The sequence below is a fragment of the Sphingosinicella sp. CPCC 101087 genome, from assembly GCF_004151485.1.
Taxonomy (GTDB): domain Bacteria; phylum Pseudomonadota; class Alphaproteobacteria; order Sphingomonadales; family Sphingomonadaceae; genus Allosphingosinicella.
In genome coordinates this window covers 126,514-152,894 of the sequence record NZ_SBFF01000013.1, presented here as the reverse complement: position 1 = coordinate 152,894, position 26,381 = coordinate 126,514, and the positions used below count along the sequence as shown (strand labels likewise).

General features: G+C 68.1%; 24 protein-coding genes. 10 read left to right on the top strand and 14 right to left on the bottom strand.

What is annotated here, in order from left to right; genetic code table 11:
* Positions 1-13: 13 nt before the first annotated feature.
* The 5 genes from EKM57_RS19260 (at position 14) to EKM57_RS19240 (ending at position 5,549) form a co-directional block, all read left to right on the top strand.
* Positions 14-1,030 carry an oxidoreductase gene (locus tag EKM57_RS19260; protein WP_129794150.1) on the top strand — a complete coding sequence of 339 codons (1,017 nt, stop codon included), beginning with the start codon at positions 14-16 and terminating at the stop codon, positions 1,028-1,030.
* Positions 1,031-1,274: 244 nt separating this feature from the next.
* Positions 1,275-2,456 carry a fumarylacetoacetate hydrolase family protein gene (locus tag EKM57_RS19255; protein ID WP_129794183.1) on the top strand — a complete coding sequence of 394 codons (1,182 nt, stop codon included), beginning with the start codon at positions 1,275-1,277 and terminating at the stop codon, positions 2,454-2,456.
* Positions 2,453-3,892, top strand: a complete 1,440-nt coding sequence (locus EKM57_RS19250) for an aldehyde dehydrogenase family protein (protein WP_243451147.1) — start codon at positions 2,453-2,455, stop codon at positions 3,890-3,892. Before EKM57_RS19255 ends, EKM57_RS19250 begins: the two co-directional genes overlap by 4 nt.
* A gap of 5 nt (positions 3,893-3,897) precedes the next feature.
* Positions 3,898-4,680 carry an SDR family NAD(P)-dependent oxidoreductase gene (locus EKM57_RS19245; RefSeq protein ID WP_129794149.1) on the top strand — a complete coding sequence of 261 codons (783 nt, stop codon included), beginning with the start codon at positions 3,898-3,900 and terminating at the stop codon, positions 4,678-4,680.
* Entirely contained in the window at positions 4,677-5,549 is an 873-nt protein-coding gene (locus EKM57_RS19240) for an SMP-30/gluconolactonase/LRE family protein (RefSeq protein WP_129794181.1), read from the top strand. The genes EKM57_RS19245 and EKM57_RS19240 overlap by 4 nt, the downstream gene beginning before the upstream one ends.
* A gap of 22 nt (positions 5,550-5,571) precedes the next feature.
* Here the strand turns inward: EKM57_RS19240 and EKM57_RS19235 are convergent, their stop codons facing one another.
* The 3 genes from EKM57_RS19235 to EKM57_RS19225 form a co-directional block, all read right to left on the bottom strand.
* On the bottom strand, positions 5,572-7,350 hold the full coding sequence (locus EKM57_RS19235; protein ID WP_129794148.1) for an IlvD/Edd family dehydratase: 1,779 nt from the start codon (positions 7,348-7,350) through the stop codon (positions 5,572-5,574).
* A 69-nt stretch (positions 7,351-7,419) separates the two neighbouring features.
* The gene (locus tag EKM57_RS19230; RefSeq protein WP_129794147.1) at positions 7,420-8,856 is read right to left on the bottom strand and encodes a sugar porter family MFS transporter; all 1,437 of its coding nucleotides are present in this window, start codon (positions 8,854-8,856) and stop codon (positions 7,420-7,422) included.
* 270 nt (positions 8,857-9,126) lie between these two features.
* Positions 9,127-10,212, bottom strand: coding sequence for a LacI family DNA-binding transcriptional regulator (locus tag EKM57_RS19225; RefSeq protein ID WP_129794146.1), 1,086 nt, complete (start codon positions 10,210-10,212; stop codon positions 9,127-9,129).
* Between the two features lie 185 nt (positions 10,213-10,397).
* Between EKM57_RS19225 and EKM57_RS19220 the strand changes: the two genes are divergently transcribed.
* Positions 10,398-12,800 (top strand): glycoside hydrolase family 3 N-terminal domain-containing protein, encoded by a 2,403-nt coding sequence (locus tag EKM57_RS19220; RefSeq protein WP_129794145.1) that lies wholly within the window; start codon positions 10,398-10,400, stop codon positions 12,798-12,800.
* A gap of 112 nt (positions 12,801-12,912) precedes the next feature.
* Here EKM57_RS19220 and EKM57_RS19215 read toward each other — a convergent pair whose 3' ends face one another.
* The gene (locus EKM57_RS19215) at positions 12,913-15,069 is read right to left on the bottom strand and encodes an alpha-glucuronidase family glycosyl hydrolase (protein ID WP_243451146.1); all 2,157 of its coding nucleotides are present in this window, start codon (positions 15,067-15,069) and stop codon (positions 12,913-12,915) included.
* 196 nt (positions 15,070-15,265) lie between these two features.
* On the opposite strand from EKM57_RS19215, the gene EKM57_RS19210 reads away from it, so the two are divergent.
* Together EKM57_RS19210 and EKM57_RS19205 are read left to right on the top strand one after the other, a co-directional pair.
* The gene (locus EKM57_RS19210) at positions 15,266-17,611 is read left to right on the top strand and encodes a glycoside hydrolase family 3 N-terminal domain-containing protein (protein ID WP_206185504.1); all 2,346 of its coding nucleotides are present in this window, start codon (positions 15,266-15,268) and stop codon (positions 17,609-17,611) included.
* Positions 17,612-17,726: 115 nt separating this feature from the next.
* Entirely contained in the window at positions 17,727-18,905 is a 1,179-nt protein-coding gene (locus EKM57_RS19205) for an aldose epimerase family protein (RefSeq protein WP_129794144.1), read from the top strand.
* A 58-nt stretch (positions 18,906-18,963) separates the two neighbouring features.
* On the opposite strand, the gene EKM57_RS19200 is transcribed toward EKM57_RS19205, so the two are convergent.
* From EKM57_RS19200 to EKM57_RS19190, 3 genes are all read right to left on the bottom strand, one after another.
* Positions 18,964-19,656, bottom strand: coding sequence for an SOS response-associated peptidase family protein (locus EKM57_RS19200; RefSeq protein WP_129794143.1), 693 nt, complete (start codon positions 19,654-19,656; stop codon positions 18,964-18,966).
* 16 nt (positions 19,657-19,672) lie between these two features.
* Positions 19,673-20,017: a hypothetical protein gene (locus EKM57_RS19195; RefSeq protein ID WP_129794142.1), complete on the bottom strand. Its 345-nt coding sequence runs from the start codon at positions 20,015-20,017 to the stop codon at positions 19,673-19,675.
* A gap of 61 nt (positions 20,018-20,078) precedes the next feature.
* Complete coding sequence (locus tag EKM57_RS19190; protein WP_129794141.1) at positions 20,079-20,483, bottom strand: four-helix bundle copper-binding protein; 405 nt, start codon at positions 20,481-20,483, stop codon at positions 20,079-20,081.
* 227 nt (positions 20,484-20,710) lie between these two features.
* Between EKM57_RS19190 and EKM57_RS19185 the strand changes: the two genes are divergently transcribed.
* Complete coding sequence (locus EKM57_RS19185; RefSeq protein WP_129794140.1) at positions 20,711-20,911, top strand: hypothetical protein; 201 nt, start codon at positions 20,711-20,713, stop codon at positions 20,909-20,911.
* 135 nt (positions 20,912-21,046) lie between these two features.
* Here the strand turns inward: EKM57_RS19185 and EKM57_RS19180 are convergent, their stop codons facing one another.
* The 6 genes from EKM57_RS19180 to EKM57_RS19155 all read right to left on the bottom strand — a co-directional run bounded on the left by EKM57_RS19180 (position 21,047) and on the right by EKM57_RS19155 (position 25,082).
* Entirely contained in the window at positions 21,047-21,544 is a 498-nt protein-coding gene (locus EKM57_RS19180) for an SRPBCC family protein (RefSeq protein WP_129794139.1), read from the bottom strand.
* Positions 21,541-21,903, bottom strand: coding sequence for a helix-turn-helix transcriptional regulator (locus tag EKM57_RS19175; RefSeq protein ID WP_129794138.1), 363 nt, complete (start codon positions 21,901-21,903; stop codon positions 21,541-21,543). The genes EKM57_RS19180 and EKM57_RS19175 overlap by 4 nt, the downstream gene beginning before the upstream one ends.
* Before the next feature lie 281 nt (positions 21,904-22,184).
* A complete protein-coding gene (locus EKM57_RS19170; protein ID WP_129794137.1) occupies positions 22,185-22,982 on the bottom strand; it encodes a DUF899 family protein in 798 nt (265 codons plus the stop codon).
* A 94-nt stretch (positions 22,983-23,076) separates the two neighbouring features.
* Entirely contained in the window at positions 23,077-23,805 is a 729-nt protein-coding gene (locus EKM57_RS19165) for a hypothetical protein (protein ID WP_129794136.1), read from the bottom strand.
* Between the two features lie 203 nt (positions 23,806-24,008).
* Complete coding sequence (locus tag EKM57_RS19160; protein WP_129794135.1) at positions 24,009-24,407, bottom strand: hypothetical protein; 399 nt, start codon at positions 24,405-24,407, stop codon at positions 24,009-24,011.
* A gap of 240 nt (positions 24,408-24,647) precedes the next feature.
* Positions 24,648-25,082 (bottom strand): OsmC family protein, encoded by a 435-nt coding sequence (locus EKM57_RS19155; RefSeq protein ID WP_129794134.1) that lies wholly within the window; start codon positions 25,080-25,082, stop codon positions 24,648-24,650.
* Between the two features lie 264 nt (positions 25,083-25,346).
* Here EKM57_RS19155 and EKM57_RS19150 point away from each other — a divergent pair, with 264 nt between their 5' ends.
* Entirely contained in the window at positions 25,347-25,898 is a 552-nt protein-coding gene (locus EKM57_RS19150) for a hypothetical protein (protein ID WP_129794133.1), read from the top strand.
* 13 nt (positions 25,899-25,911) lie between these two features.
* Here EKM57_RS19150 and EKM57_RS19145 read toward each other — a convergent pair whose 3' ends face one another.
* The gene (locus tag EKM57_RS19145; RefSeq protein ID WP_129794132.1) at positions 25,912-26,268 is read right to left on the bottom strand and encodes a glycine zipper 2TM domain-containing protein; all 357 of its coding nucleotides are present in this window, start codon (positions 26,266-26,268) and stop codon (positions 25,912-25,914) included.
* Positions 26,269-26,381 lie beyond the last annotated feature (113 nt).

Here is a 26,381-nt window from a genome sequence, read left to right as displayed (position 1 = left end):
CGCTGATGCGGTCGTGACGATCAGGACCGGCCTGATCGGCTACGGCCTGGGCGGCGCGGTCTTCCACGCGCCGTTGATCCGGAGCTGCCCGCTTCTTTCGCTGGAGGCCGTCGCCACCCGACGCGCCGTTCCCGAAGGCCTCAGGGCCGTATCCGATCCGCAGGCGCTTATCGCCGATCCGGCGATCGACCTCATCGTCATCTCCACGCCGAATGCGAGCCATTTCCCGCTTGCCATGGCGGCGCTGGAGGCGGGCAAGCATGTCGTCGTCGACAAGCCGTTCGCGGCCAGCGCGGAGCAGGCCGACCGGTTGATCGCGCTCGCGCACGAACGCGACCGGCGGCTCACGGTCTTCCACAATCGCCGCTGGGACGGAGACTTCCTCACCGTCCGCGAGCTGCTTGCCTCAGGGCGGATCGGGGAGGTGATGCTATGCGAGATGCATTGGGACCGTTTCCGGCTCGCTCTTCGTCCCGGCTGGAAGGACGAGGCCGCCGAAGGTACCGGGCTGCTCTACGATCTCGGCTCGCACCTCATCGACCAGGCCCTTGTCCTGTTCGGGGCTCCGGAGCGGATCTCCGGCGACCTTGCGGTCCAGCGCTCCGGTGCGGCCGTCGACGATTATTTCGCGCTGACCTTTCATTATGGCCCCCGCCGCGTGATCCTCTCGGCGTCCACCCTCGTCGCCGCGCCGCGGCCGCGCTTCGCGCTGTATGCCAAGGGCGGCAGCTTGGTGAAATTCGGGATCGACCCCCAGGAGGACCAGCTCAAAACCGGCCTTCGGCCCGATGAGCCCGGCTATGGCGAGGAGCCGCAGCGTCTGCACGGGATCATAACCTTGCCGGACGGCGGCTGCGAGCGCATCCCCACCCTAGGGGGCCTTTATCCCGAATATTACCGCCGCGTTGCCGCCGCCATTGCCGAGGGAGCGCCGGTCCCGATCGAGCCGGCCGATGCGCGCCTGGGCCTCGCAATCATCGAGGCGGCGAGGCAAAGTGCCGAGCAGGGATGCGCCGTCGAGATTGGCTGACGGCGCGGTGGCGCCTGATCCGGGCGAGCGGATCTGTGCTGCCCGATCGGGAGTGGCCTACCCCGCTTCCTTGTGCCTGCCGAGCGAGCCGCGGGCTCCCAGCAGCGAGCGTTTCGACCTCCGATCGACTGATTTCGGTCCCGAAACCGTGCTTGACAGCGCGGCGGCCAGCGTTGATGTGAGCGCTAACACAGAAGCGGGACGTAGGGGACGGAGCGGCTTGGAAGCCCTTTCTTCGGAAGCGATGCTGCCGGACGATTCCGGCGAGGCGATCCTGGTCGGGCGCGTCGACCTGGGCGAGGGCCCGACGCCCGTCGTCGTGCGCGACGGCGCGGTCGAGGACGTATCGCGCGCGGCGCCGACCATAGCCCACCTGCTCGATCTCGACGCGCCCGCCTCGGTTTCCGGGCCGGTGCTGTTCGGTGTCGAGGCGCTGCTGGCCCGCGCTGCCGCCCAGGATCCGGCATCGCCCTTCCTGCTGTCGCCGATCGACCTTCAGGTGGTGAAGGCCGCGGGCGTGACGTTCGCCGTCTCGGCGCTCGAGCGGGTGATCGAGGAGGCGGCGCGCGGCGACATGGATGCCGCTGCGGCAGTCCGCGAGCGGCTCGAGGCGCGTATCGGGGCCGGTATTCGCTCGGTCGTCCCCGGCTCCCCGGAGGCGGCGAGCCTGAAGGCCGCGCTGATCGAGGACGGCATGTGGTCGCAATATCTCGAAGTGGCGATCGGGCCGGACGCCGAGATCTTCACCAAGACCGCCGTCCTCGCCAGCGTCGGCTGGGGCGCCGAGGTCGGGGTTCGCTCCGATTCGAGCTGGAACAATCCGGAGCCCGAGGTGGTGCTGGCGGTCGACAGCCGCGGCCGCCCGCGAGGCGCAACCTTGGGCAACGACGTCAATCTCCGCGATTTCGAAGGCCGCAGCGCCTTGCTGCTCAGCAAGGCCAAGGACAATAATGCGTCCTGCGCGATCGGTCCGTTCATCCGCCTGTTCGACGACCGCTTCACGCTGGACGACGTTCGCGCGGCCGAGGTCGCGCTGGCGATAGACGGTCCGGAAGGCTATCGACTGGACGGCATCAGCTCGATGCGTGAGATCAGCCGCGATCCGGAGGAGCTGGTCCGACAGGCGATGAGCGAGCATCACTATCCGGACGGCTTCGCCTTGTTCCTCGGGACGCTTTTCGCGCCGATCCAGGATCGTGACGAGCCCGGCCGCGGCTTCACCCACAAGGTCGGCGACGTGGTCCGAATTTCCTCCCCGCGGCTCGGCACGCTCGTCAATCGGGTCGCCACCTCGAAGGCCGCCGCGCCCTGGCGCTTCGGCGTGCGCGACCTCATCTCCAATCTGGCTGGGCGGGGCCTCATCGCCGCGGGGGCGGCGCAGCAGGGACAGGAAGCCGCGGGGGCGGCGCAGCAGGGACAGGAATGATGACTCAGAACCTCACGCATTTCATCAACGGCGAGAAGGTGACGGCGGACACGCCGCACGCAAGCATCAATCCCTCGAACACCGACGAGATCGTCGCCCGCTTTCCGGCCGGCGGCAAGGACGAGGTCGATGCCGCGGCGAAGGCGGCGCGTGCGGCCTTCCCGGCCTGGGCCGACGCGTCGCCCGAGGTCCGGTCGGATCTGCTCGACAAGGTGGGCTCGACGATCATGGCGCGGGCCCGGGAACTGGGAGAGCTGCTGTCGCGCGAGGAAGGCAAGACCGTTCCGGAGGGCACCGGCGAGGTGATGCGCGCCGCGCGGATCTTCAAATATTTCGCCGGAGAGGCGCTGCGCCGCCACGGCCAGACTTTGCCTTCGACCCGACCGGCGATCGACGTCGAGACCCATCGCGAGCCGATCGGCGTCTTCGGCCTCATCACGCCCTGGAACTTCCCCATCGCCATTCCGGCCTGGAAGACGGCGCCGGCGCTCGCTTTCGGCAATACGGTCGTGCTGAAGCCGGCCAATCCGACCCCAGCCATCGCCTGGGCGCTCGCCGAAATCATCCATGAAGCCGGCGCGCCGGCCGGGGTGTTCAACATGGTGCTCGGCGAGGGCGGCGTCGGTGCCGCGATCGTCGACCATCCCGAGGTCGACGGCATCTCCTTCACCGGCTCGCAATTCGTCGGCGGCAAGGTCGCCGAGGCGGCGGTGAAGCGTCAGGCCAGGGTCCAGCTCGAAATGGGCGGCAAGAATCCCCTGGTCGTCCTCGACGATGCCGATCTCGATCGCGCGGTCACCTGCGCGATCGACGGCGCCTTCTTTGGAACCGGCCAGCGCTGCACCGCTTCGTCGCGGGTGATCGTCACCGAAGGCATTCACGACCGCTTCGTCGAGGCGCTGGCGGAACGCGCCCGTGCGCTGAAGGTCGGCGACGCGCTCGATCCCTCCACCCAGATCGGCCCCGCGGTGAACCAGACCCAGCTCGATCAAAATTTGAGCTATGTCGAGATCGCCACCAAGGAAGGCGGACGACTGCTCACCGGCGGCGAGTTGCTGAAGCTGCCGACGCCCGGCTTCTACATGTCGCCGGCGGTGATCGCCGATACCGCGCCCGACATGCGGATCAACAATGAAGAGGTGTTCGGCCCCGTCGTCAGCACCGTCCGCGTCCGCGATTACGACGAGGCGCTGGAAGTCGCCAATCGCGGCCAGTTCGGCCTCTCCGCCGGCATCATCACCAATTCGCTGAAGCATGCCCGTCATTATCGACGCAACGTGCGCGCCGGCATGGTGATGGTGAACCTGCCGACCGCGGGAGTCGATTATCATGTGCCGTTCGGCGGCTCTCGAAAGTCGAGCTACGGCCCGCGCGAACAGGGCTTCGCCGCGGTCGAATATTATACCCAGATCAAGACGGTCTACATCGGAGGCTGACCCAGGTGGATTACCCCATCCCGCCCGAGCGGCGCGCTCTCTATCCGAGCCTGTCCGGCAGGCGCGTGCTCGTGACCGGGGGCGGCTCCGGAATCGGTGCCGGAATCGTCGAGGGATTCGTGCGCCAGGGAGCGGACGTCACCTTCTTCGACATCTCCGACCAGGCGTCCAATTCGCTCGTGGAGCGGCTCTCCAACGCTCGCGACAATGGTCTTCGCTACCGCCATGTCGATCTTACTGAAGTTCCGGCGATCAAGAGCGCGATCGCCGGTGAGATAGAGGAACGCGGGCCTTTCGACATCCTCGTCAACAACGCCGCCAATGACGATCGCCATACGCTCGAGCAGGTCGACGAAGCCTATTGGAACGACCGCTTCAACGTGAACCTGAAGCACCAGTTCTTCTGCTCGCAGGCGGTGATCCCGGGAATGCGGGAGCGGGGGCAGGGCGTGATCGTCAATCTGGGATCGATTTCCTGGCATCTCGGAATCACCGACCTCGCTTTGTACCAGACGGCGAAAGCGGCGATCGAAGGCCTTACCCGCGCCTTGGCACGAGAGCTCGGACCGGACGGAATCCGCGTCACCTGCGTCGTGCCGGGCAACGTCCGCACGCCGCGCCAGCTCAAATGGTACACGCCGCAGGGCGAGGCGGAGATCGTCGAGGCGCAAAGCCTGAAGGGCCGCCTCCTTCCCGAGGATATCGCGGCGATGGTAATGTTCCTGGCTTCGGACGATGCGCGGCTCGTGACCGGGCACGAATATTTCATCGATGCGGGGTGGCGATGACGACGGCGCCGATCAGCATTTGCGCACTGGGCGCGAGCCTTGGCGAGGGACCGGTATGGGTCGCGCGCGATCGCGCCTTGTGGTTCGTCGACATCAAGCAGAAGCGGATCCACCGTTTCGATCCCCAGGGCCGGCCGCTCGAAAGCTGGAACGCGCCGGCGCAGGTCGGCTGGGTGCTCCCCGCCGATGACGGATCGATGGTGGCGGGCCTGCAGGGCGGCCTCCATCGTTTCGATCCGGCCGGCGGCGGCTTCACCCTGCTTGCGGAGGTCGAGGCGGACCGGCCGGGAAACCGACTGAACGACGCCGTGACCGATCCGGCGGGCCGGATCTGGTTCGGCACGATGGACGATGCCGAAAAGCAGCCGTCGGGCGCTTATTATCGCTTCGAGAAGGGGAGGGTCGAGCATGCCGGCCATCCGCCGCTCTGCATCACCAATGGGCCGGCAATCTCTCCCGACGGGCGAATCCTCTACACGGTGGACACGCTGGGTGGGCGGATCTTCGCCAGCGACCTGTCGGAGGACGGCAGTGCCGGCACGCCTCGCCTGTTCGCGCACATACCGGCCGCGGAGGGCCATCCCGACGGGCCGACCGTCGACAGCGAGGGATGCCTCTGGGTCGGGCTGTTCGCCGGCTGGCAAGCCCGGCGCTATGCCCCGACCGGCGAGCTGATCGAAACCATTCGCTTCCCGGTCGCCAACGTCACGAAGCTCGCCTTCGGCGGCGAGGATCTTCGCACCGTCTTTGCCACCACCGCACGGATCAATCTCGCGCCCGAGGATCTCGAGCGCCAGCCCGAGGCCGGCAATCTCTTCACGTTCCGGGCCGACGTGCCCGGCCTTCCGGTGACGCCCGTGGCACTCTGAACCGCCCCGGCGGCGGGGCGGGTCAGTGATTGTGCCGCGGTGTCTTCTCCGACGTGCGGCGATATTTGAGCGCTGCCTCGATCACCGCGCCGTCGGCGAGCTGGCCGACCTTCTCCCGGTAGATCTCCTCCCACGGCGTCGCGTTCGCCGGCACGGGGGGCCTCGGCTCGGCCCGGCGGTGGGCGATCTCCGCCTCGTCGACCAGGGCGTCGCAGCGGCCCTTGTTGAGATCGATGCGGATGATATCGCCGGTACGAAGCCAGGACAGGCCGCTGCCGACGGCGCTTTCCGGCGAGGCGTTGAGAATGGACGGGCTGTCGGACGTGCCGGACTGGCGACCGTCGCCGATGGTGGGCAGGTTCTGAATGCCGCGGCGGAGCAGGTGGTCGGGCGGTTGCATGTTGACCACCTCGGCCGATCCCGGCCAGCCGATCGGCCCGGCGCCGCGGATTACGAGGATGCAGTCCTCGTCTATCTCGAGGGCGGGATCGTTGATCCGGTGGTGATAGTCGTCCGATCCGTCGAACACGATCGCCCGGCCCTCGAACACGCCTTCGCGACCCGGCACGCACAGATAGCGCTCGCGAAAGCCGTCGGAGATGACGCTGGTCTTCATGATCGCGAAGTCGAACAGGTTGCCGCGCAGCACCAGGAAGCCGGCGCGCTCGCGCAACGGCGACTCGAACGGGCGGATCACGTCGCGATCACGCGCCTCGCGCCCGGCGACGTTCTCCGCCTGGCTTCGCCCGGTCACGGTCAGCGCCTCGCCATCGAAACGGCCGGCCCGGATCAGCTCCCAGATCACCGCCGGCACGCCGCCGGCGCGATGGAAGCTCTCGCTCAGATACCGTCCGGCCGGCTGCATGTCGACGAGCAGCGGCAGGTCGTAGCCGTGGGCCATCCAGTCCTCGGTCGAAATGTCGACGCCGGCGTGGCGGGCCATCGCGACGATATGCGGCTGGGCATTGCTCGATCCGCCGATGGCGGTGACGATCCGGATTGCGTTGAGGAAGGCCGTGCGGGTCAGGATGCGCGACGGGCGCAGATCCTCATAGGCGATCTCGACGGCCCGCCGGCCGGTCTCATACGCCATCTGGCCCCGTTCCCGATAAGGCGCCGGGATCGCCGCATTGCCGGGCAGGCACAGGCCGAGCGCCTCGGCGACGGCGTTCATCGTCGAAGCGGTGCCCATCGTGTTGCAATGGCCGGCCGAAGGCGCGGAATCGGCGGCGCGGCGCAGGAACTCCTCTTCGTCTATCTCCCCCGCGCCGAGCATGCGCCGGCTGCGCCAGATGACGGTTCCCGACCCGACCCGCTCGCCTTCATGCCAGCCGTCGAGCATCGGCCCGCCCGACAAGGTGATGGCGGGGATGTCGACCGTCGAGGCGGCCATGATGCCGGCCGGCGTCGTCTTGTCGCATCCGGTGGTGAGGACGACCGAGTCGATCGGATAGCCGTTCAATATCTCGACGAGGCCGAGAAAGGCGAGGTTGCGATCAAGAGCAGCGGTCGGCCGGCGGCAATTTTCGAAGATCGGATGGACCGGGAACTCCATCGGGATCCCGCCCGCATCGCGTATGCCGTCGCGGATCCGCGACGCGAGCTCGACATGGATGCGGTTGCACGGCGTGATGTCCGATCCGCTCTGGGCGATGCCGACGATGGGTTTGCCGCAGCGCAGCTCGTCCGGCGTGATCCCGTAGTTCATGAACCGCTCGAGATACAAAGCGGTCATGTCGCTGCGCTCGGGCGCGGCAAACCATTCGCGCGAGCGGAAGGGTCGGACGGGAATTCGGCTCATCACTCTCTTTCGAACGGATTGGATGCACCGGGCAGCCGCCTCGCGCGGCCGCCCGGCGCATCGACGGCCTCAGCCGACCATGGCCTCCAGTTCCTTGCCCTTGGTCTCGTGGATGAACCGCTTCACCAGGAAGAAGCTGATTACCGCCGACACGGCGTAGAAGCTGTAGCTGACCGCGAGGCCGAGCCCGGCCGCCATGATCGGAAAGGTCTGGGCAATGACATAGTTGGCGAACCATTGGGCGAAGCCGGCAACGGCGAGGGCCGACCCGCGGATCTGGTTCGGGAACATCTCGCCGAGCATGACCCACATGACCGGGCCCCAGCTGATGTTGAAGAAGATGACATAGAGATTGGCGGCGACGAGGGCGATCACGCCCAGCTCGTTCGACAGCTGCAGATTGCCCTCGGCGTCCAGCGTGCCGTTGGCGAAGGCAAAGACCATCGCGAAGAGCGTCACCGCCATCCCGGCCGATCCGATCAGAAGCAGCGGTTTGCGGCCGATGCGGTCGATCAGGGCGATGGTCACGAAGCAGGCGGCGATGGACAAGGCGCCGGAGACGATGTTGATCTGCAGCGATTGGTCTTCGGTAAAGCCGGCGAGCTGCCAGAGCGTCGCGCCATAATAGAAGATGACGTTGATGCCGACGAGCTGCTGGAAAACGGCGAGCAATATGCCCGCCCACACGATCGGCCGAATGCCGCCGCCGGGGGCCCTGAGGTCGCGGAGGCGGGGGCGGTGGTCGGCGGTGAAGCTTTCGCGTATTTCCTGGAGCTTGGTCTCGGCCACGTCGGCGCCGAACAGGCTGGTAAGGACGCTGTGCGCCTTCTCCTCGCGCCGCTTCGAGACGAGGTAGCGCGGGCTTTCCGGGATGAACAGCAGGGCCACGAAGAAGATCGCGGCCGGGATCGCCTGCATCAGGTACATCCACCGCCAGGCTTCCAGGCCGACCCAGAAGGATTCGGTCGAGGCCCCGGCCGAGGCGGCGAGCGCATAATTGACGACGAAGGCTGCGGTGAGGCCGGTGATGATCATGATCTGCTGTACGGTCGTGAGGCGGCCGCGAACGTCTGCGGGCGCGACCTCGGAGATATAGGCCGGCGACAGCACGCTCGCCGCGCCGACCGCCATTCCCCCGGCGATCCGGGCGATCACGAAGACGATCTGCGATCCGGCGAGCCCCTGCACGAGCGCGCCGACGAAGAAGAGCATCGCCGCCATCAGCATGACGTTGCGGCGGCCCATCTTGTCGGCCAGCCAGCCGGCGAGGAAGGCGCCGACGAAGCAGCCGATCAGCAGCGAGCCGACGGTGAAGCCGAGGCCGCCGTCGCCCAGGTCGAAGGCGGTTCGCAGGCCGTCCTGGGTTCCGTTGACGGCGCCGCTGTCATAGCCGAACAGGAACCCGCCGATCGTCGCCACGGCGACGATCGCCGCGATGAAGGCCATATTGGCCCGGGCGGGAATGCCGGGTGCCGGGTTTGCCCGTGCGGGACTCGCATCTGTCATTCGCTTCCTCCCCTCGTGCCCGATTCGCCGGGCCTCTCGTTCGGCCTATTGTTAGCGGTAACAGCCAGGATATCCATCCGATATTTGCGGGCCCCGATACGGAGCGAATGTCGGCCTGCCTCGATCCTTCATACGCGGCTTCGCCGTTTGCCTGCACAGGGGCGAGCAGCTCAGCGGCTAGCCGAGATGAGCGGGTCTGCCTTCTCCTGTGCGCTCGTGCCGAGGCGGCGTCGAGCTTGTCGGCACGCCGTATCGAAGCACGGGCGAAGGTCAGCGGCCCGCGCGGCGGACCGTCCTGGCCCGTGCCGAAGCCGGCGGCGCCGAAGATTCCCGGATGACGAGCTGGTGCTGGAGCACGCGTTCGGCCGAGGCCGGCCGCTCGCCCGACCGCCGCGCGCGAAGGTCGGAAAGCAGAAGATCCAGCGCCGCCTCGGCCATCGCCGAAATCGGTTGCCGAACCGTCGTCAGCTCCGGCCAGACCGTGGTCGCGGGCGCGGTATCGTCGAAGCCGACGATGCTGATGTCCTCGGGCACGGCCAGCCCCTTGCGATGGGCGACGCTCACCGCGGCAGCGGCCATGTCGTCGTTGCAGGCGAAGATGGCGGTGGGCGGCTCCGGCCGGGCGAGCAGCCGCTCGGTGGCGATCAGGCCGGAGCGGAAGGTGAAATAGCCCTGCTCGATCGGCGCGGCATCGGCATCGATGCCCTTGCTCTCCAGCGCCGCCCGGAAGCCGCGCGCCCGTTCGATGCTGGCAATATGGGTAGGATACCCCTTGATCAGCCCGATGCGGCGATGGCCGAGCTCGAGCAGGTGCAGGGTCATCTCCTCGGCGGCGGCGAAATCGTCGATGCGCACGTTCAGCGCGTCGGCGCGCGGCCGGCCCATCGCCACCGTGACGACCGATATCTGGGCGGCGGCAAGCTCCGCCAGGATCGCCTGCGATTCGGACAGCGGCGGCGGCAGGATGACGCCTTCGACGTTGGTGGTGAGGAACCGCCGCGTCGCTTCCGCCTGCTCGTCGGCGCCCTCCGATTCACAGGCTTCGATCACCAGGTGGCAACCGGCGCGGCGCGCGCCTTCCAGCGCGCCGACGAGGAACTGGCTGAGATAGGCGGCGCTCGGATTGGCGTAGAGCAGGCCGATATGGGTGGCCTGGCCCGCCGCGAGGCTGCGTGCCGCGCTGTTCGGCGAATAATTGAGCTTGCCGATCGCTTCCTGCACGGAGGCGCGCGTGCTGTCGCGGACGTTCTTCTCGCCGTTGATGACGCGCGACACGGTCATCGCCGACACGCCTGCTATGCGCGCGACGTCTTCGATCGTGACACTGCCGCGGCTCCGCCGGCTGGGCCTGCTCATTTCTTCCCTCCGATCCGGCAGATACGGCAGCGGCACGAGCCTTGCAACGATGCTCGCAGGGCCGCCATCGGCACCGTGCCTGCTTCTCCCGGTTGACCGCGACGTTCCGGCCGACCTATGAATGTGAGCGCTACCATAAATCCGGCGGGGCATGGATCCGAACCGGGAAAAGGGGAGATTGAACTATGAGGTCGAGCTTTGCCGCCTTCGGGCGTCTCACCCTTTTGTTCGTGGCGCTTGCCGGCTCGGTGGCGGGCCTGGGCGGAGCGGCTTTCTCCCAGGGGCAGCAACCCGTAATCTACAAGGACGCCGCGCAGCCGATCGAACGGCGGGTCGAGGATCTGCTCGCCCGCATGACGCTCGAGGAGAAGGTCGCACAGATGCTCTCCGTCTGGGAGCATAAGGATCGCATCCAGACGCCGAGCGGCGACTTCTCCCCCGAGCGTGCTTCCCAGGCCTTTCCCCACGGTCTCGGCCAGATCGCCCGTCCGTCCGACCGGCGCGGCGTCCAGGCCCCGGCCGCGGGCGCTGCCGGCGCCGTCGCGGGCGTGGTCAATCGAAATGCCCGGGAGACGGCGAACTATATCAACGCCGCCCAGCGCTGGGCGGTCGAGAATACCCGGCTCGGTATTCCCCTGCTGATGCACGAGGAGGCGCTGCACGGCTATGTGGCGCGCGACGCGACCAGCTTTCCGCAGGCCATCGGTCTTGCCAGCACCTGGGATCCGGCCCTGGTCGAGCGGGTGTTCAACGTCGCCTCGCGCGAAATGCGCGCCCGGGGCGCCCAGCTGGCGCTGGCGCCCGTGGTCGACGTCGCCCGGGATCCGCGCTGGGGCCGCATCGAGGAGACCTATGGCGAGGATCCCTATCTCGTCAGCGAGATCTCCCTGGCGGCGATCCGCGGCTTTCAGGGCACGACCATGCCGCTCCATCCGCAGCGCGTCTTCGTCACGCTGAAGCACATGACCGGCCACGGCCAGCCCGAAAGCGGCACGAATATCGGTCCGGCACCGTTCGGCGAGCGGACCCTGCGCGAGATCTTCTTCCCGCCGTTCGAGCGGTCCGTGCGCGAGGCGGGCGCGCGCATCGTCATGCCGTCCTACAACGAGCTGGACGGGATACCGAGCCACGCCAATCGCTGGATGCTGCACGATGTGCTTCGCGAGGAATGGGGCTTCCGGGGAGCCATCCTCAGCGACTATTTCGCCATCCGCGAGATGGTCACGCGCCACCGCATGTTCGACAATCTGCAGGATGCCGCCGTGGCGGCGATGAATGCGGGGGTCGACATCGAGACTCCCGACGGCGAAGCCTATCTCCATCTGCCGGAGCTCGTCCGGCAGGGCCGCGTCACCGAGGCGCAGATCGATGCGGCGGTGCGTCGCATCCTGTGGCTGAAATTCGCGGCCGGCTTGTTCGAGAATCCCTATGTCGACGCCGAGGCGGCCGACCGGCTGACCGCGACGCCCGATGCGGTCGCCCTGGCCCGCGAAGCGGCCGGGCGGGCGATCGTCCTGCTCAGGAACGAGAATGACCTGCTTCCGCTCGATCCTGCCGACATCCGCCGGATGGCGGTGATCGGGACTCATGCCCGCGACACCCCGATCGGCGGCTATAGCGAGATTCCGCGGCACGTCGTGAGCGTGCTCGAAGGCATGCAGAACGAAGCACGGGGCCGGTTCGAAGTCGTCTATTCGGAAGGGGTTCGGATCACCGAGGAGCGGATATGGGCGCAGGACGAGGTCAATCTCGTTCCCGAGGAAGTCAATCGCCGGCTGATCGCCGAAGCGGTCGAGACCGCCCGGACCGCGGACACGATCGTGCTCGTGCTCGGCGGCAACGAGCAGACCAGCCGCGAGGCCTGGGCCGACAACCATCTCGGCGACCGTACGTCGATCGACCTGATCGGGCAGCAGGAGGATCTCGCCCGTGAGATACTGGCGCTCGGCAAGCCGACGGTCGTCATCCTGCTCAACGGCCGCCCGCTCTCGGTCAACTATCTGGCCGAAAACGCGCCTGCCCTGATCGAGGGCTGGTATCTCGGCCAGGAGACCGGCCACGGCGTGGCCGACGTGCTGTTCGGCCGCGTCAATCCCGCCGGCCGGCTGCCCGTGTCGATCGCCCGCAACGCCGGCCAGCTGCCGGTCTTCTACAACCACAAGCCGACGGCGCGGCGCGGCTATCTGTTCGATTCCAACCAGCCACTTTATCCGTTCGGCTACGGCCTCAGCTATACCAGCTTCGAGATCTCGGCGCCCCGGCTCGGCCGCGACACGATCGGCGTCGACGACAATGTCGCGGTCGAGGTCGACGTCCGCAACACCGGCGCGCGCGCCGGCGAGGAGGTGGTCCAGCTCTACATCCGCGACGACACCGCCTCGGTCACGCGACCGGTGCGCGAGCTCAGGCGGTTCCGCCGGATCGCGCTCCAGCCCGGGGAACGGCAGACGGTGCGGTTCGAGCTGACCCCGGCCGACCTGTCGCTGTGGAACGGGGAGATGGAGCGCGTCGTCGAACCCGGCACCTTCACCATCTCGGCCGGCCCCAACTCGGCCGACGTCGAGAGCACGACTCTGACGATTCGCTAGGCTTCATGGCGCGGGCGCCGCTCCGGCGGCTGCCTTTTTCGAGTCGGCGCGGCCTTCCCTACCATCCCGACCTTCGTCGGAGTGACGTCCGACCGCGCCTTGCTGTCGGCTATCAGTTCCCCGGCGCGTAGGGCGTCCGGATCGCCTTGTAATATTCGAGATCGTGCGCCGGCGGCGCATAGCCTTCGGGGAAGGGCCGGCGCGACAGGCTCTGGAAATAGGCGAGGCAGGCATCGCGCCACCATTGGGCCTCCTCCTGCTGGATGAGGAGGAAATCGCTGACCTCGGCGTGGCGCTGGGCGTCGACGTGCGGCGCCAGCGCCGCCCATGCCTGGCGCATTCCGGCAACGGCCGTGACCCCGCGCGTATAGCGGGCGACCAGTTCGTCCCAGAGCGTGCGACCGCCGGCCATGCGATGGTCCCAGGGAAGATGGTGGAACCAGAGAAGGAATTCCTCCGGCACCGTCCCGGCATCGCCGAAGCGTGCCGCCACTTCGGGCGCATAGCGCGACACCGAATTGCTGCCGCTCGCCGTCCGGTCGAACCCGATCCCCTCGCGGTCGGCCCGATGGAAATAGACCGGGTTCCAGTCCGCCCGCTCGAGATCGTCGACCCAAGGGCCGGGTCCGTAATGGTGGCCCGTCGCCATCAGGTGATGGAGCCCGAGCGGGGTCATATAATCGACCACCGCCTGATGCGAATCCATCATCATGCCGACGATCGGCTCGAGGACCTGCGGGTCGTTGCTCCAGGTCATCCGCGCCCATTCCCCGGCGATCGCGCCCGCAGTCACATCGGGATCCCAGGCGAGCCGGCCATAGGCATACCAATTGGCCTGGTCGAACTGCGATCCCGACCAGTTGCGGTCGTTGCCGATATTGGCGACTCCGGCCATGCCGGTATGGGCATAGTCGTCCAGGCTGCCGTCGATCACCCGTGCGACCGTCGATCCCTCGCCTTGCGCATGGGTGTCGGCATCGAGCACCTCCTCCCACATGGTGCCGAGATAGACGAGGTGGGTGGCGAAGCCGAGATATTCCTTGGTGATCTGCAGCTCCATCATCAGCGGTGTCCGGGGCATCGCGCCGAACAGGGGATGGAAGGGCTCGCGCGGCTGGAAGTCGATTGGTCCGTTCTTCACCTGGACGATGACGTTCGGCCGGAATTCGCCGTCGAGCGGCTTGAATTCGTCATAGGCCTGGGCAGCCCGATCGGTCGGCACCTCGTCCGAATAGACGAAGGCGCGCCACATCACGATGCCGCCATGCGGCTCCACCGCCTCGGCCAGCATGTTGGCGCCGTCGGCATGGCTGCGGCCGAAATCCTGCGGGCCGGGCTGGCCTTCCGAATTGGCCTTGACCAGGAAGCCGCCGAAATCCGGTATGCGGCGGTAGATCTCGTCGGACTTGGCGCGCCACCAGGCGCGGACTCGCGGATCGAGCGGGTCGGCCGTCTCCAGTCCGCCGATCGCCATCGGGGCGTTGAAACGGGCGGAGAGATAGACCCGGATCCCATAGGGCCTGAAGACGTCGGCGAGTGCGGCCACCTTCTCTAGAAATTGCGGGGTCAGGATGTCGGCGTTGGAATTGACGTTGTTGAGGACCGTGCCGTTGATCCCGATCGAGGCATTGGCGCGCGCATAGTCGGTATAACGCGGATCGCGGAAATGCGGCAGCTTCTGCCAGTCCCACAGCGACAAGCCGGCATAGCCGCGCTCGACCGAACGATCGAGATTGTCCCAATGGTTGAGCAGCCGCCGTTCGAGCCGCGGAGCCTCGGCCAGGTCGAGCGCGTCGATCGGCTGGCGGGTCTGGATGAGCCGCAGCAGCCGGAAGGCGCCGTAGAGCACACCGACATCGCTTCGGCCGGCAATCACCATCGCGCGGCGGCCGCCGAGGGTGATGCTGCGGATCAGATAGCCTTCGGGGCCGAGCCGATCGAGGGGAAGGCCGAGCCCGGCTATGAGCGGCGACGATCGTGGCGTTCCCAGGATGATCGCCCCGTCGCCGGCCGCCTCCGGCGTGGTCGGCACCGGCCGGCCGAGCAGCCCTGCGAGGCCGCGCTCGAGCTCGGCGCGCGCGGCGGCCAGCGTGGGCGATTCGCCTTCGACGACGATCGCGGTCGCGGCCGTCCGATAGCCTTCCTGCCATTGCGGCTCGACGGTGCGATAGCGCAGCCAGAGATCGTACCCGTCCTCGGCCGCTGCCGGTGCGCAGAGAAGGCCGACCATCATCGGCAGCAGCAAACGAAGCAGCGCGAAACGGGGCATGGTCAATCCTCTCTTCTGCGGACCGCGCGCCATTGACAGGCGGTCGGCCGTGGCTTCAATGTGAGCGCTACCATAAACGCAACAAGTGCGGCGGGAAAAGAGTCGGCGTTCACGCCGCGATCGCAAGGGGAGCAGGATTTTGGGCAGGGGACCTCGCTCGTTCGGCCGCGCCGCGGTCTTGATCGGCCTCATCGGGATGATGTTCGCCTTCGCGCCCGCACCCGCGCAGCAGGGCCTCGCGGGGCCGAGCGGGACACCGCTCTATCGCGACGCCTCGGCTCCAGTCGAGCAAAGGGTCGAGGATCTGCTCGGGCGCATGACGCTCGAGGAAAAGGTCGCCCAGGTCATCACTCTCCTCGGCACCAAGTCCGAAGTGATGGACGGTGCGGCGCGCTTCGATCCGGAGCGCGCGGACGAGGCCTATCCGAACGGAATCGGTCACATAGCGCGCCCGTCCGATCGCCAGGCCGCTCCGGAGGCGTCGGGAACGGTGATAGCGGGGCGCTGGCACGAGCCGGCCGAGGCCGTCCGCTTCGTCAACGACGCGCAGCGCTGGGCCATGACCCGCACCCGGCTCGGAATCCCGATCCTGTTCCACGAGGAATCGCTGCACGGCTTCATGGCGCCGCATACCACCATGTTTCCACAGGCCATCGCGCTGGCGAGCAGCTGGGATCCGGAGCTGGTCCGCCGCGTCAATGCGGTGATCGCGCGGGAGGTCCGTGCCCGCGGCGTGCCCTACGCTCTCTCCCCGGTCGTCGACATCGTGCGCGATCCGCGCTGGGGCCGGATCGAGGAGACGTTCGGCGAGGACCCCTATCTCGTTTCCGAAATGGGGGTCGCGGCGGTCATGGGGCTGCAGGGCGAGCTGGAGGAGGGCCGCCTCGGCCCCGGCCGCGTGTTCGCAACGCTCAAGCATATGACCGGCCACGGGCAGCCGCAGGCCGGCAACAACGTCGCGCCGGCGCCGCTGTCGGAGCGCGAGCTCAGGGAATATTTCTTCCCCCCATTCGAGGCGGCGATCCGCCGCGCCCGCCCCGCCGCGGTGATGGCCTCTTACAATGAAATCGACGGCGTTCCGTCCCACGCCAATCGCTGGCTTCTCCAGGATGTGCTTCGCGGCGAGTGGGGCTTCGGCGGCGTGCTGGTCAGCGACTATTCGGCGATCGAGGAGCTGGCGACCCTCCACCATGTCGAGCCGGATTTGGCGAGCGCCGCCGTTCGCGCGCTCCGGGCGGGGGTCGACAGCGACCTGCCCGAGGGCCGCGCCTATCGGACCCTGGTCGACTCGGTCCGCTCCGGACGGATCAGCGAGGACCTGCTCGACGAGGCGGTGCGCCGGATGCTCGATCTCAAGTTCCGGGCCGGCCTGTTCGAAAATCCCTATGCCGATCCGGCCGCCGAGGCGCTGATCGACAATGAGGAGGCTCGGGCGCTGGCGCTCGAAGCCGCGCGCCGCTCCGTCGTCCTGCTCAAGAATGACGGCCTGCTGCCGCTCACCGCCGGTGCCCACCGGCGCATCGCGGTGATCGGCCCCAATGCGGCGGTGGCGCGGCTCGGCGGCTATTCGGGCCATCCCCGCCGGCGCATCAGCCTGCTCGACGGCATTCGCGCCCGGGTCGGCGACCGGGCCGACATCGTTCATGCCCAGGGCGTGTTCATCACCCAGAGCGAGGACCGCTCGGCGCATGAGGTGCTGCTCGCCGATCCGGCCAGAAACCGGCAGCTGATCGCCGAGGCGGTCGAGGCGGCCCGAGGCGCCGACCTCATCGTCCTGGCGATAGGCGACACCGAACAGACCAGCCGCGAGGGCTTCGCCCGCAACCATCTGGGCGACCGGACCAGCCTCGACCTGGTCGGGGAGCAGAACGAGCTGGCTGCGGCCCTGTTCGCCCTCGGCAAGCCGATCGTGGTGGTGGCGCTGAACGGCCGCCCGCCCTCCTGGCCGGCGGTGGTGGAGGGCGCGGATGCCCTGGTGGAGGCCTGGTATGTCGGGCAGGAAGGCGGCACGGCTCTTGCCGAAATCCTGTTCGGAGACGTCAATCCGGGCGGCAAGCTGCCGGTGACGGTGGCCCGCCACGAAGGCCAGATCCCGCTCTACTACAACCACAAGCCGAGCGCGTTTCGCGGCTATCTGTTCGACACGACCGCGCCCCTTTTCCCGTTGGGCTTCGGCCTCAGCTACACGAGCTTCGAGATCGGCGAGCCGCGCCTGTCGGCGCCGCGGATCCGGACCGACGGCAACGTCCGAGTCTCGGTCGACGTGCGCAACAGCGGCGCGCGCGCGGGCGACGAGGTCGTCCAGCTCTATATCCGCGACAGGGTCAGCTCCGTCACTCGGCCGGTGATGGAGCTTCGCGGCTTCGAGCGGGTGACGCTTCGCCCGGGCGAACGGCGCACGGTCGAGTTCGAGCTCGGTCCCGAGGCCTTCCGCTTCTGGAATGCGGCGATGGAACGGGTGGTGGAGCCGGGCGAGTTCGAGATCATGGTCGGCAACAGTTCGGCGAACGTCCGCTCCACCACGCTGGAGATCGCCGGATGAGCGGCCGCTGCCCCGGTCCAGGACGTTCGGGCCCGTGCTCGCTGATCGGTGACGAAGCCGATCCCATGTCCCTCGCGCTCGCCGCCGACCGGCTCTATCGCGGGGAGGGGAGGGAGTGAGGATTGTCGTCCTGGCCGGCCTGGCCGCCTTCGGCCTGGCCACGCCGGCCGAATCAGCGGGAGTCGAGATGCGCAGCTACGGCGTCACCAGCAAGGGCGAAACCGTCCGCGAATATAGCCTCACCGGCAGTGATGGGATGGTCGTCCGCTTCCTCGATTATGGCGGCATCGTCACCGCGATCGAGGTCCCCGATGGCGACGGCGCGCGGGAGAATGTCGTGCTCGGCCTGCCGAGCCTCGCCGATTATGAAGCGAAGAATAGCAGCTACTGGTTCGGCGGAATCGTCGGCCGCTATGCCGGCCGGATCGCCAACGCCCGTTTCGCTCTCGATGGCCGCGAGGTCCGGTTGACAGCCAATGATGGCCCCAATGCGCTGCACGGCGGCTTCGAGGACAATTTCATCACCAGGGTTTGGCGGGTCGAACCGCTGCCGACGGAGCAGGGCGTGGGCGCGGTGCTCCACTACAGCTCTCCCGACGGCGAGCAGGGCTTTCCCGGCCGCCTCGACGTCGCCGTCACCTACCGGCTGCTGCCCGGCGCGCTCAGGATCGACTATCGGGCGAGCGCCGATTCGCCGACCGTCCTGAACCTCACCAATCACAGCTATTTCAACCTGGCCGGCGCCGGGGGTGGACCCGTCTTCGACCATCGGCTGCAACTGTTCGCCGACCGGATCGTCGATGCCACCGAGGCAGGCATTCCGACCGGGGCGTTCACGCCCGTCGCGGGCACCGCCTTCGACTTTCGCGAACCGAGGCCGGTCGGCGACTGCCTGGCCGAGGCGATGCCGCGGATCGGCGGCTTTTGCGGCTACAATCACAGCTGGCTGGTCGAAGCGGGCGATCGCCCGGAGCCGGTGCTCGCCGGCCGCCTGAGCGAGCCGCAATCGGGGCGGACGCTGGAGGTGCTGACCACCGAGCCGGCCCTGCACGTCTACGTCGCCAACCATTTCCCGGGCGGGGATATCGGCGCCGCCGGCGTTCCGCTGCGCCCCCATCATGGTATCGCGCTGGAGACGCAGCACCTGCCCGACAGCCCCAACCGGCCCGAATTCCCCTCGACCCTGCTCCGCCCGGGCGAGACCTTCAGGTCGACGACGATCTACCGCTTCGGCGTCGAGGGGCAGGACGAAGGAAGCCAGCCCGGATCCCGGAGGCGGGTGGAAGGCCCGTAGCGCCAACCGCCCGAAACATAGCGGAGGCGCGAAGCTGGGCGTCACGCATCCGGCGCACTCATCCCACCTGCTCGACCTCGAGGCTCCCGGCCGGCAGCGGCTGCAACAGCTCGCCTGCCGGAACCGCCGGATCGAGCCAGCGAGCCCATTGGTCGCGATCCAGCACGACCACCTGCCGGTCGTGATAGGGCGCCACGTCCGGCCCCGGCGCGCAGGTCAGCATCGTATAGGCCTCGCCCACTTGCGGATCGTTGCGCCACAGTCCGGCGATGCAGAACCATTCCGCGCCGGCCAGCGTGAACAGCCATTTGTCCTTTCGCTTCTTGGCCGGGTCCGCAGGCGCGGTGAATTCGTAGAAGCCGTCCGCGACGATCAGGCACCGACCGCGCGGAAATTCGCGGCCTTCCGAGCGATAATTGTAGACCGGCTTCCCTCTCGGCCCCGGCCAGGACCAGCGGCGCACGACCAGTTCCGCCCGGGAAGGGCCGGGGAACCTTTCCGCCTCGAACTCGCCCCGGGAAGGTCCGCGGGCGCTTTCCGGGGCGGACTCTGCGGTGGAAGCGCCGGGCTCCACGCTCTCGCTCTCGCTCTCGCGCGCCGCGCGGATGATCGCGTTGCGGTCGGTGATCCGGATGGAATCGAGCGGCTCGAAATTGGGCATGCCTTCGGGAAAGATCAGGGGGATCCGGATCTGGCTCCAATCCTCGCGAACCTGGCCCAGGGCGATGCGGCGGCGTTGCTCGTTGCACATGGACGCAAGCCGCCGGCTAGACGCAGCGCAGGACGCGCCGCTCGATCGCGTCGCGGATGGCGCCGCCGCCCGGCTGCGCGACCACGCTCCCCAGCTTGCGCGACCGGCCGGGCGTGACCAGGTTCGGCGGCAGGCCCCCGCCGCCCGCCATGGTCACCAGGCCGAGCGTGCCGTCGGCGCGCTGGCAATAATAATCGCCGTCCTGGTCTAGATAGACGCGATCGTTCAAGTCGAGCGCCTGCCCCTCGCCGCTCGCCGGCCGGTAATGGAGCGCATAGTCCCCGCCCCACGGGTCGCGCGGCCCGGCGCATCCGGCGAGCAGCCCGGCGGCCAGGGCCGCGGCAATGAGCATCCTGTTCATGGTCCGCAACCATGCCGGATCGGTTGCGAGGAGGCAACGCGCCCCGGAAGCGCGCGGCCGTTCAGCCCCGGATCGACTCGATCGCCTCGCGGCAGCTGCTTTCGCAGCGGCGGCAGGCATCCGCGCAGATGCGGCAATGTTCCATCATCGAGGCGTGGCGCGCACATTCCTCCCCGCACAGTCGGCAGGCGGTCGCGCAGGCTTCGAGCGCCGCGAGGATCGCGCTCTCGTCGGACCCGGTCCGGCGGGTACCGAGCGCGCCGGCGGCAAGGCACAGGTCGGCGCAGTCGAGATTGAGGCGGATGCACTGGCGCAGCTCGGCGACGTTCGCCTCGGCGAGGCAGGCATCGGCGCAGGATGTGCAGGTCTGCGCGCAATCGTAGCAATCGGCAATGCAGCGAAGCAGAGCCTCGTTGGTGTTTCCCTTCACGTCGGGATGGGCGGCGATCATTTCGGCGACCTGCATATCCTCTCTCCTGCTTCGCTGCATTGGGTTCGCGCGTCGAGTTGGCGGGCGCGCCATTTTCGACAATGGACCCGCCGTGGCGAAGTTCCGGCCCGGCGGGCGGGCGGGTCGCTTTGCCGCAGGAATGACGGCGGACCAGGCATTTGGAGGAACAGCGCCGTCGGCCGGAGGGTTTTGTCGACATGCCGGCGCCAGCACGGCCCGGCAGCGGACGAGAGGAGCCCGACATGAAGGAACGCAGCCAGGATCAAGGCGACCGCCAGCAAGGCGGTGGCCAGGACCGCGACCGCCAGCAGCAACAGCAAGGCGGCCAGGATCGTCAGCAGGGCGACCGTCAGCAACAGCAAGGCGGCCAGGATCGTCAACAGGGCGACCGTCAGCAGCAGCAGGGCGGCCAGAAGCCAGGCGACCGCCAGCAGCAGCGCTGAGGCGACGCGACATCTTCTTGCGAGGGAAGGGCCGCCCGGGCGACCGGGCGGCCCTTTCGCATTGCGGGGTATGAGGTCCCGGAGCTCGCCGTCGCGGCACGTCCCGAGCGCCGGAAGCCGGGTGGAAAGCGGGCGCTAAGCCACCTTTCCGATCGGCACGTCCGCCAGCACGGCGTCGAGCCGGGCATAGCTGGCGGCGATCCCCGCTTCCATATTCGACTGCAGCATGGAGTCGCGCGCTTCGGCGGACGTGCAAAGCACCGTCGTGGTGAGGCGCGTCCGGCCGTCGCCGACCGGCTCGAACGTCTGCGTGTTGACCGTGCCGCCGCCGGTCCAGTCCTCGTCGAACAGCTCTGTCGCGACAAGGCGGTGCGGCGGATCGATCTCCTGGAAGGTGCCGCTCATTCCCATCTTGCGGCCGTCCTCGTGCGCCCATTCGTGGCGATAGGTGCCGCCCGGCCGCAGGTCGATCTCGCACGTGGCGAGCGTCCAGCCTTCCGGTCCGGTGAACCAGCGCTTCATCAGCGCCGGCACGGTATGCGCCTCGAACACCAGATGGGGCGGCGCCTCGAACAGGCGGGTGATGACGAGCTCGCGCTCGCCCGAAGCGGTGATGCTGACTTTTCCGGTCATTGCCTTGATCCCTTTCTTGCCTTCGCTTCCACGGCCTTCATCTCGTCGAGCAGCGCATCCAGCCGTTCGTAATTGCGCTCCCAGACCTCGCGATACTGCTCCAGCCAGCCGACGGCGCCGGCAAGCGGCGCCCCTTCGATCCGCCGGGGCCGCCGCTGCGCATCGACCGCGGTGGACACCAGCCCGGCGCGCTCCAGCATCTTGAGATGCTTGGAGATGGCCGGCTGGCTCATCTTGAAGGGCATGGCGAGTTCCGCCACCGAAGCCTCGCCCTCGGCGAGCCGCGCCAGGATCGCCCGCCGCGTCGGGTCGGCGAGGGCGGTGAACACGGCATCGAGCTGATCTGATTCCATAACCATGCCTTTCAATAACCAAATGGTTATATCAAAAGGCGAAGGCCGTCAACGCCCATCTTCGCTGCTCCCGGCATGGGGTCCTGTCGGCCGGTGATGCCCGGAACGCGCAAGCGGTTTGCGGCTGCGGCAAAATGCCGGCGGCGGCGTCACTGCAATGCGCGTATCCCCCGGCATGACCTTCAACGGCTGGCACCGGTCACAAGGGGGAAAGGGCCGTCCGGGGCACCGGACGGCCCTTCGTCCCCCGCAATTCCGGGGACGCCCCTATCTCGGCGCGGAGAGGGCTAAGGCGCCCCCTCCGGATTCGCGCTGACCCCCGACGCCGGCAAAGGCCGGGAATCCGCTCGATCGCCATATTCGAGGCTCGGATACCAGTCCGGATCCCGTCCGCGCGGCGTCAGGTCGAGCATGTTCCACAGCGGCGCCAGGTCGGGAGCACCGCGCGGGTCCTGGCCGGGATCGACCGTCTCGCCGCCCATCTCGCCACCCCAGAAGTGGTGGACCTTTCCGGCCTTCTTCACGAAGACGTTGAGCGCGGCGGTATCGGTCCCGTCCTCGAGCAACCCGCGATAATCGTCGGCGAAGCGGTTCCCGGCGCTCGAATAGAAGCGAAGCGCCCTCCAGCCCCGCTCCCGGGCGAAGTCGAGCTGCCGTGCTACCGGCGACAGGGCGATGATCGCGAGCGCTGCCTTCTGCTCGATGTCGCGTGCATTGGCGTCGAGCGGCCCGAGCAGGTTGGTGCACATCGGGCAAGGTCGCCTGCGCAGCGGCCCGTACATCCAGAAATAGGTGATGAGCGTGTCGTGCGGCCCGAACATCTCCGAAAGCCGCGTCTGGCCGCCGTCCGAATTCTCGAACGCATAATCCTCCGGAACCTCGCCGCCGAGGGGGAGGGTTCGGCGCATCGCCGCCACCCGCTCGATATGGCGCCTCAATTCGATCTCCTCGGCGAGCAAGGCCTCGCGCGCGCCGCGGTAGCCGGCCGGCTCGTTCGGCCAGGGCCGGCTCGCTTGGGCGGCAAGGGTTCGCGCCGGCGTCAGGCGGAGAATAGGTTCGGCGCTAAGCTCCCGTCTGTCGGTCATGTCGCGCTCCCGGTCCGGATCGTCTTCGCTTCATAGACCCGATCCGCTCCATAGGCACGCCGGCCTGTCCGCTTTCTCCCCCCGCCTGTCCCGGTCAGACCCCCGGCAGGCGCGCCGCTACCGCATCCCAGCTTCCCGTCGCCATCAGCAGCACCGGCACGAACACCGCGGCCAGCGCCAATCCGGCGCCGAGCTTGGTCGCCCAGTGCAGCCGCCCCAGCGTCTTCAGGTCCCACCAGAAGAGCGGCACGAAGCACAGCCAGGCGAGGAACTGGCCGAAGGCGTGGCCGACGAGCGCCGGCGGCCCGAGCGGCAGGCGCCCCACCGCCGGCCCCATGAACAGAAGGGCTGCGCCGAGCATCAGCCGCTTGTGCGCCTGCGCGTCGCGCCGCCGCTTCCAGCCCTGCCAGACCAATATGGCATAGACCGGAATGGTGGCGAGCGGCACCGAGGTCCAGCCGAGCGGAGTCGCGAAGGGCGGCTGGTTGGCCCGCGCCACCTGGTAGACCGCCACCCAATACATCATCGGCACCAGCAGCACCGCGAGCGCCATGCCGGCCGCGCCCAGCTTCATGTGCACGTCGCGCCGCCCCGCCGCGACCAGCACGGTCTGCGCCCAGAAGACCAGCATCCAGAGGGTGAAGACGATACCGTGCAGCAGGATCGCCGGCGTGATCGTCGGATTGGGGCGCGGGAAGCTCACATAGCCGCGCAGGAAGAAGCTGGGCGCGAAGCCGATCAGCATCAGCACGATCATCATGATCGCCATGAAGGAATAGAATCGCCGCTCGGCGCCGAGCCGAGACCGAACCGCCGTCGCCATATGAAGTGCCTCCCCCCGAAGACCGCCGCTGCGCCAATCTACCAGAGGGCGGGAGGGGATTGAAGGCAGGAAAGAAGCTCCGCCCCGGAGGTGACTTGCGCCCGACACTTCACCGCCGCTCGAGCATCGCATCGTCTCAAGCGCGAGGGCCGGGGCCCGAGCTGCATCGGTGACGAGGCGGTCCGGGGCGTCCGCGACCTGGCCTAATGCTTGCTCTCGAACAGCGGCACGATCGGCTTGCGCTTCAGCCGCGCCTTCAGGGCAGGGTCGGTGATCCGCTCGACCGCCTCGGCCTTGTCGGCGGCGTTGATCAGAGGCGCGATCTGGACGAGCATCCGCTCGACATGGCGGATATTGCCCAGCTCGGTCTCGAACCGGCTGCGCACCACCGGCTCCCGGGCCAGGAGGAAGGCGGCGGTGTCGAGATAGCGGCCCAGCGTCTCGACTTCCTGGCGCAGCCACTCCTCGGTCAGGCACTCGGACCGCGCGGGCGTCGGCAGCGCGACCCGCGAGGGCCGCACCAGCGGTTCGAGGTTCGTCTCCTCGTCGCCCGGAGTCTCCGTGGCGACGGGAACGCAGGACAGGTTCGAAGCCGGATTCATTTCGCATCCCCCTTGCCGCAACGAGGTAAGCGAATGTCGTAAAAACCCCATTAACGCCTTCACGTCTCGTTAGGCCTGTTCCCTCGCGGGTCTTTGCCCGCGATCCCGAAACGGCCGGACGTCGGCGCCCACTCTCGCTTTATCGGGAGGCGGAGTCGGCGCCGCCATCGATGGCCCTCAGCGAGGTTGGGCACGGCCGCGTTCCGCGGAAAGGGCGTCGCGCCCCGAGCCGACTTCCGCTCAGCCGGCGGTCTGGAGCTCCATGTCGAGCGTGATCTCCGCGTTGAGCAGCTTGGAGATCGGGCACCCCGCCTTGGCGCCTTCGGCCAGTTCCCGGAACGCCGCCTCGTCGATCCCGGGCACCTTCGCCCGGAGCGTCAGGTCGGACCGGCTGACCTTGAATCCCTCGCCTTCCTTGTCGAGCTTCACCCGCGCCTCGGTCTCGAGCGTGCCGTCCGCGTGGCCCGCTTTGGCCAGGGCGAAGGAGAGGGCCATGGTGAAGCAGGCGGCATGGGCGGCGGCGACCAGCTCCTCCGGATTGGTCCCCTTCTCGGATTCGAAGCGCGAGCCGAAGCCGTAGGCCTGGTCGGCGAGCACCCCCGATTGGGTCGAGACTCGACCTTTGCCATCCTTGCCGAAGCCCTCGTAGCGGGCGGTCGCGGTGCGCGTGATCATGGTGATTCTCCCCTCGAACTTGCTTTCGGGCCGGGCGGCGTCGCCCGATGCCCTGGAAAACGCAGTGATTCAATGACTTGCACGGCTCGGTCCGATCCAGGCGATCTCAACGAGCCACGGCGTGCGGAACGCACCATAGAGCAACCGCCGGCGAAGGCGAAGGTTGCCGGCCGTTCGGCTTCAGCATGCTCGAGGTGCAAGGCGAAGGCTTTTCGTTTCGTTCTCGATCCGATATTTCGGATCCGATCGATGGAGGGTCGAAGCATGGCGACGACCGGGGGGCGAGCCGGCGCGGGGCGATTCCGGATCGAACGGGACGTGAGGGGGGAATGCGTCGTCATTCCCGCGCGCCGTCCGCTCGTGCTGCTATTCCTTCTGGTCTGGCTGACGATCTGGACAGGCGGCGGCATCGCCGGCTTCGTGTCGCTCTTCGGCCTGGAAGCCGACATCGTCGGCATCGCCGCCGGCGGCTGGTTGTTCGCCGGTCTGGTCGGCAGCCTGCTCGTGGCCTGGCAGCTCACCGGCCAGGAGGTGATCCGCGTCCGCGGCGGAGAGGTCGAGGCCGCCCATTCGGTCCTGGGACGCACCCGTCGCCGAAGCTGGCCGATCGCCGAGATCGGCCGTCCCGAGGTCGGCGATCCCATCCCGCTCCACCGGAAGCGTCACATCGACCTCCCGTTCCTGTTCAGGCCTAGTACCGGCGCCGTGAAGTTCATCCATGCGGGCAAGACCGTCCGGCTCGCCCAGGGCTTGAGCCTGGACGATGGGCGGCGGATCGTGGAATGGCTGGAGGGCCAGCTCGGAAAATGGTGCTAGACCCTCCGATGCATCACTCGCAGCGCAGGTCCTGCCGCTCGATAGCATAGCCGGCGGCGGCGCCTCCCGCGGCGCCCAGGATCGATCCCAGGGTCCTCGATCCGCGCGGGGCTATGAGGTTTCCGAGCACCGCGCCGACGCCCGCGCCGACGACCAGCCCGACCGTGCCGTCGCGGCGGCGGCAATAATAGCGGCCGTCATTGCCGCGATAGACGTAATCGTCGCGGCCCAGCGGGTAGGGATCGTAGCGTCCGGCGCGATACTGGCGCTCATAATAGCCGTCCGAGGAACCGAACGGATCATTGTAGGTGGCGCAGCCTGCGAGGGGGACCAGGGTAAGGGCGGCGGCGGCGATTAGAGGGGTACGCATCACACTTCCTCCTTCTGTCCTCGGTGGGAGGGACAGCGGGACAATGATCGAACGGACCGGAAGGTTGCGCGACGGTGACGAGGCGGCCGAAGGCGCGGGGGCCGGCTTCACGG

Bases quoted from the DNA above. Each gene is read 5' to 3' on its own strand.
- EKM57_RS19190 (WP_129794141.1), bottom strand. From the start codon at position 20,483: ATGCAGGTCGCCGAAATGATCGCCGCCCATCCCGACGTGAAGGGAAAC.
- EKM57_RS19160 (WP_129794135.1), bottom strand. From the start codon at position 24,407: ATGAATCCGGCTTCGAACCTGTCCTGCGTTCCCGTCGCCACGGAGACT.
- EKM57_RS19220 (WP_129794145.1), top strand. From the start codon at position 10,398: ATGAGGTCGAGCTTTGCCGCCTTCGGGCGTCTCACCCTTTTGTTCGTG.
- EKM57_RS19235 (WP_129794148.1), bottom strand. From the start codon at position 7,350: ATGAGCCGAATTCCCGTCCGACCCTTCCGCTCGCGCGAATGGTTTGCC.
- EKM57_RS19175 (WP_129794138.1), bottom strand. From the start codon at position 21,903: ATGGTTATGGAATCAGATCAGCTCGATGCCGTGTTCACCGCCCTCGCC.
- EKM57_RS19165 (WP_129794136.1), bottom strand. From the start codon at position 23,805: ATGGCGACGGCGGTTCGGTCTCGGCTCGGCGCCGAGCGGCGATTCTAT.
- EKM57_RS19155 (WP_129794134.1), bottom strand. From the start codon at position 25,082: ATGATCACGCGCACCGCGACCGCCCGCTACGAGGGCTTCGGCAAGGAT.
- EKM57_RS19230 (WP_129794147.1), bottom strand. From the start codon at position 8,856: ATGACAGATGCGAGTCCCGCACGGGCAAACCCGGCACCCGGCATTCCC.
- EKM57_RS19145 (WP_129794132.1), bottom strand. From the start codon at position 26,268: ATGCGTACCCCTCTAATCGCCGCCGCCGCCCTTACCCTGGTCCCCCTC.
- EKM57_RS19170 (WP_129794137.1), bottom strand. From the start codon at position 22,982: ATGACCGACAGACGGGAGCTTAGCGCCGAACCTATTCTCCGCCTGACG.
- EKM57_RS19210 (WP_206185504.1), top strand. From the start codon at position 15,266: ATGATGTTCGCCTTCGCGCCCGCACCCGCGCAGCAGGGCCTCGCGGGG.
- EKM57_RS19185 (WP_129794140.1), top strand. From the start codon at position 20,711: ATGAAGGAACGCAGCCAGGATCAAGGCGACCGCCAGCAAGGCGGTGGC.
- EKM57_RS19225 (WP_129794146.1), bottom strand. From the start codon at position 10,212: ATGAGCAGGCCCAGCCGGCGGAGCCGCGGCAGTGTCACGATCGAAGAC.
- EKM57_RS19215 (WP_243451146.1), bottom strand. From the start codon at position 15,069: ATGCCCCGTTTCGCGCTGCTTCGTTTGCTGCTGCCGATGATGGTCGGC.
- EKM57_RS19250 (WP_243451147.1), top strand. From the start codon at position 2,453: ATGATGACTCAGAACCTCACGCATTTCATCAACGGCGAGAAGGTGACG.
- EKM57_RS19150 (WP_129794133.1), top strand. From the start codon at position 25,347: ATGGCGACGACCGGGGGGCGAGCCGGCGCGGGGCGATTCCGGATCGAA.
- EKM57_RS19200 (WP_129794143.1), bottom strand. From the start codon at position 19,656: ATGTGCAACGAGCAACGCCGCCGCATCGCCCTGGGCCAGGTTCGCGAG.
- EKM57_RS19180 (WP_129794139.1), bottom strand. From the start codon at position 21,544: ATGACCGGAAAAGTCAGCATCACCGCTTCGGGCGAGCGCGAGCTCGTC.
- EKM57_RS19195 (WP_129794142.1), bottom strand. From the start codon at position 20,017: ATGAACAGGATGCTCATTGCCGCGGCCCTGGCCGCCGGGCTGCTCGCC.
- EKM57_RS19255 (WP_129794183.1), top strand. From the start codon at position 1,275: ATGCTGCCGGACGATTCCGGCGAGGCGATCCTGGTCGGGCGCGTCGAC.
- EKM57_RS19240 (WP_129794181.1), top strand. From the start codon at position 4,677: ATGACGACGGCGCCGATCAGCATTTGCGCACTGGGCGCGAGCCTTGGC.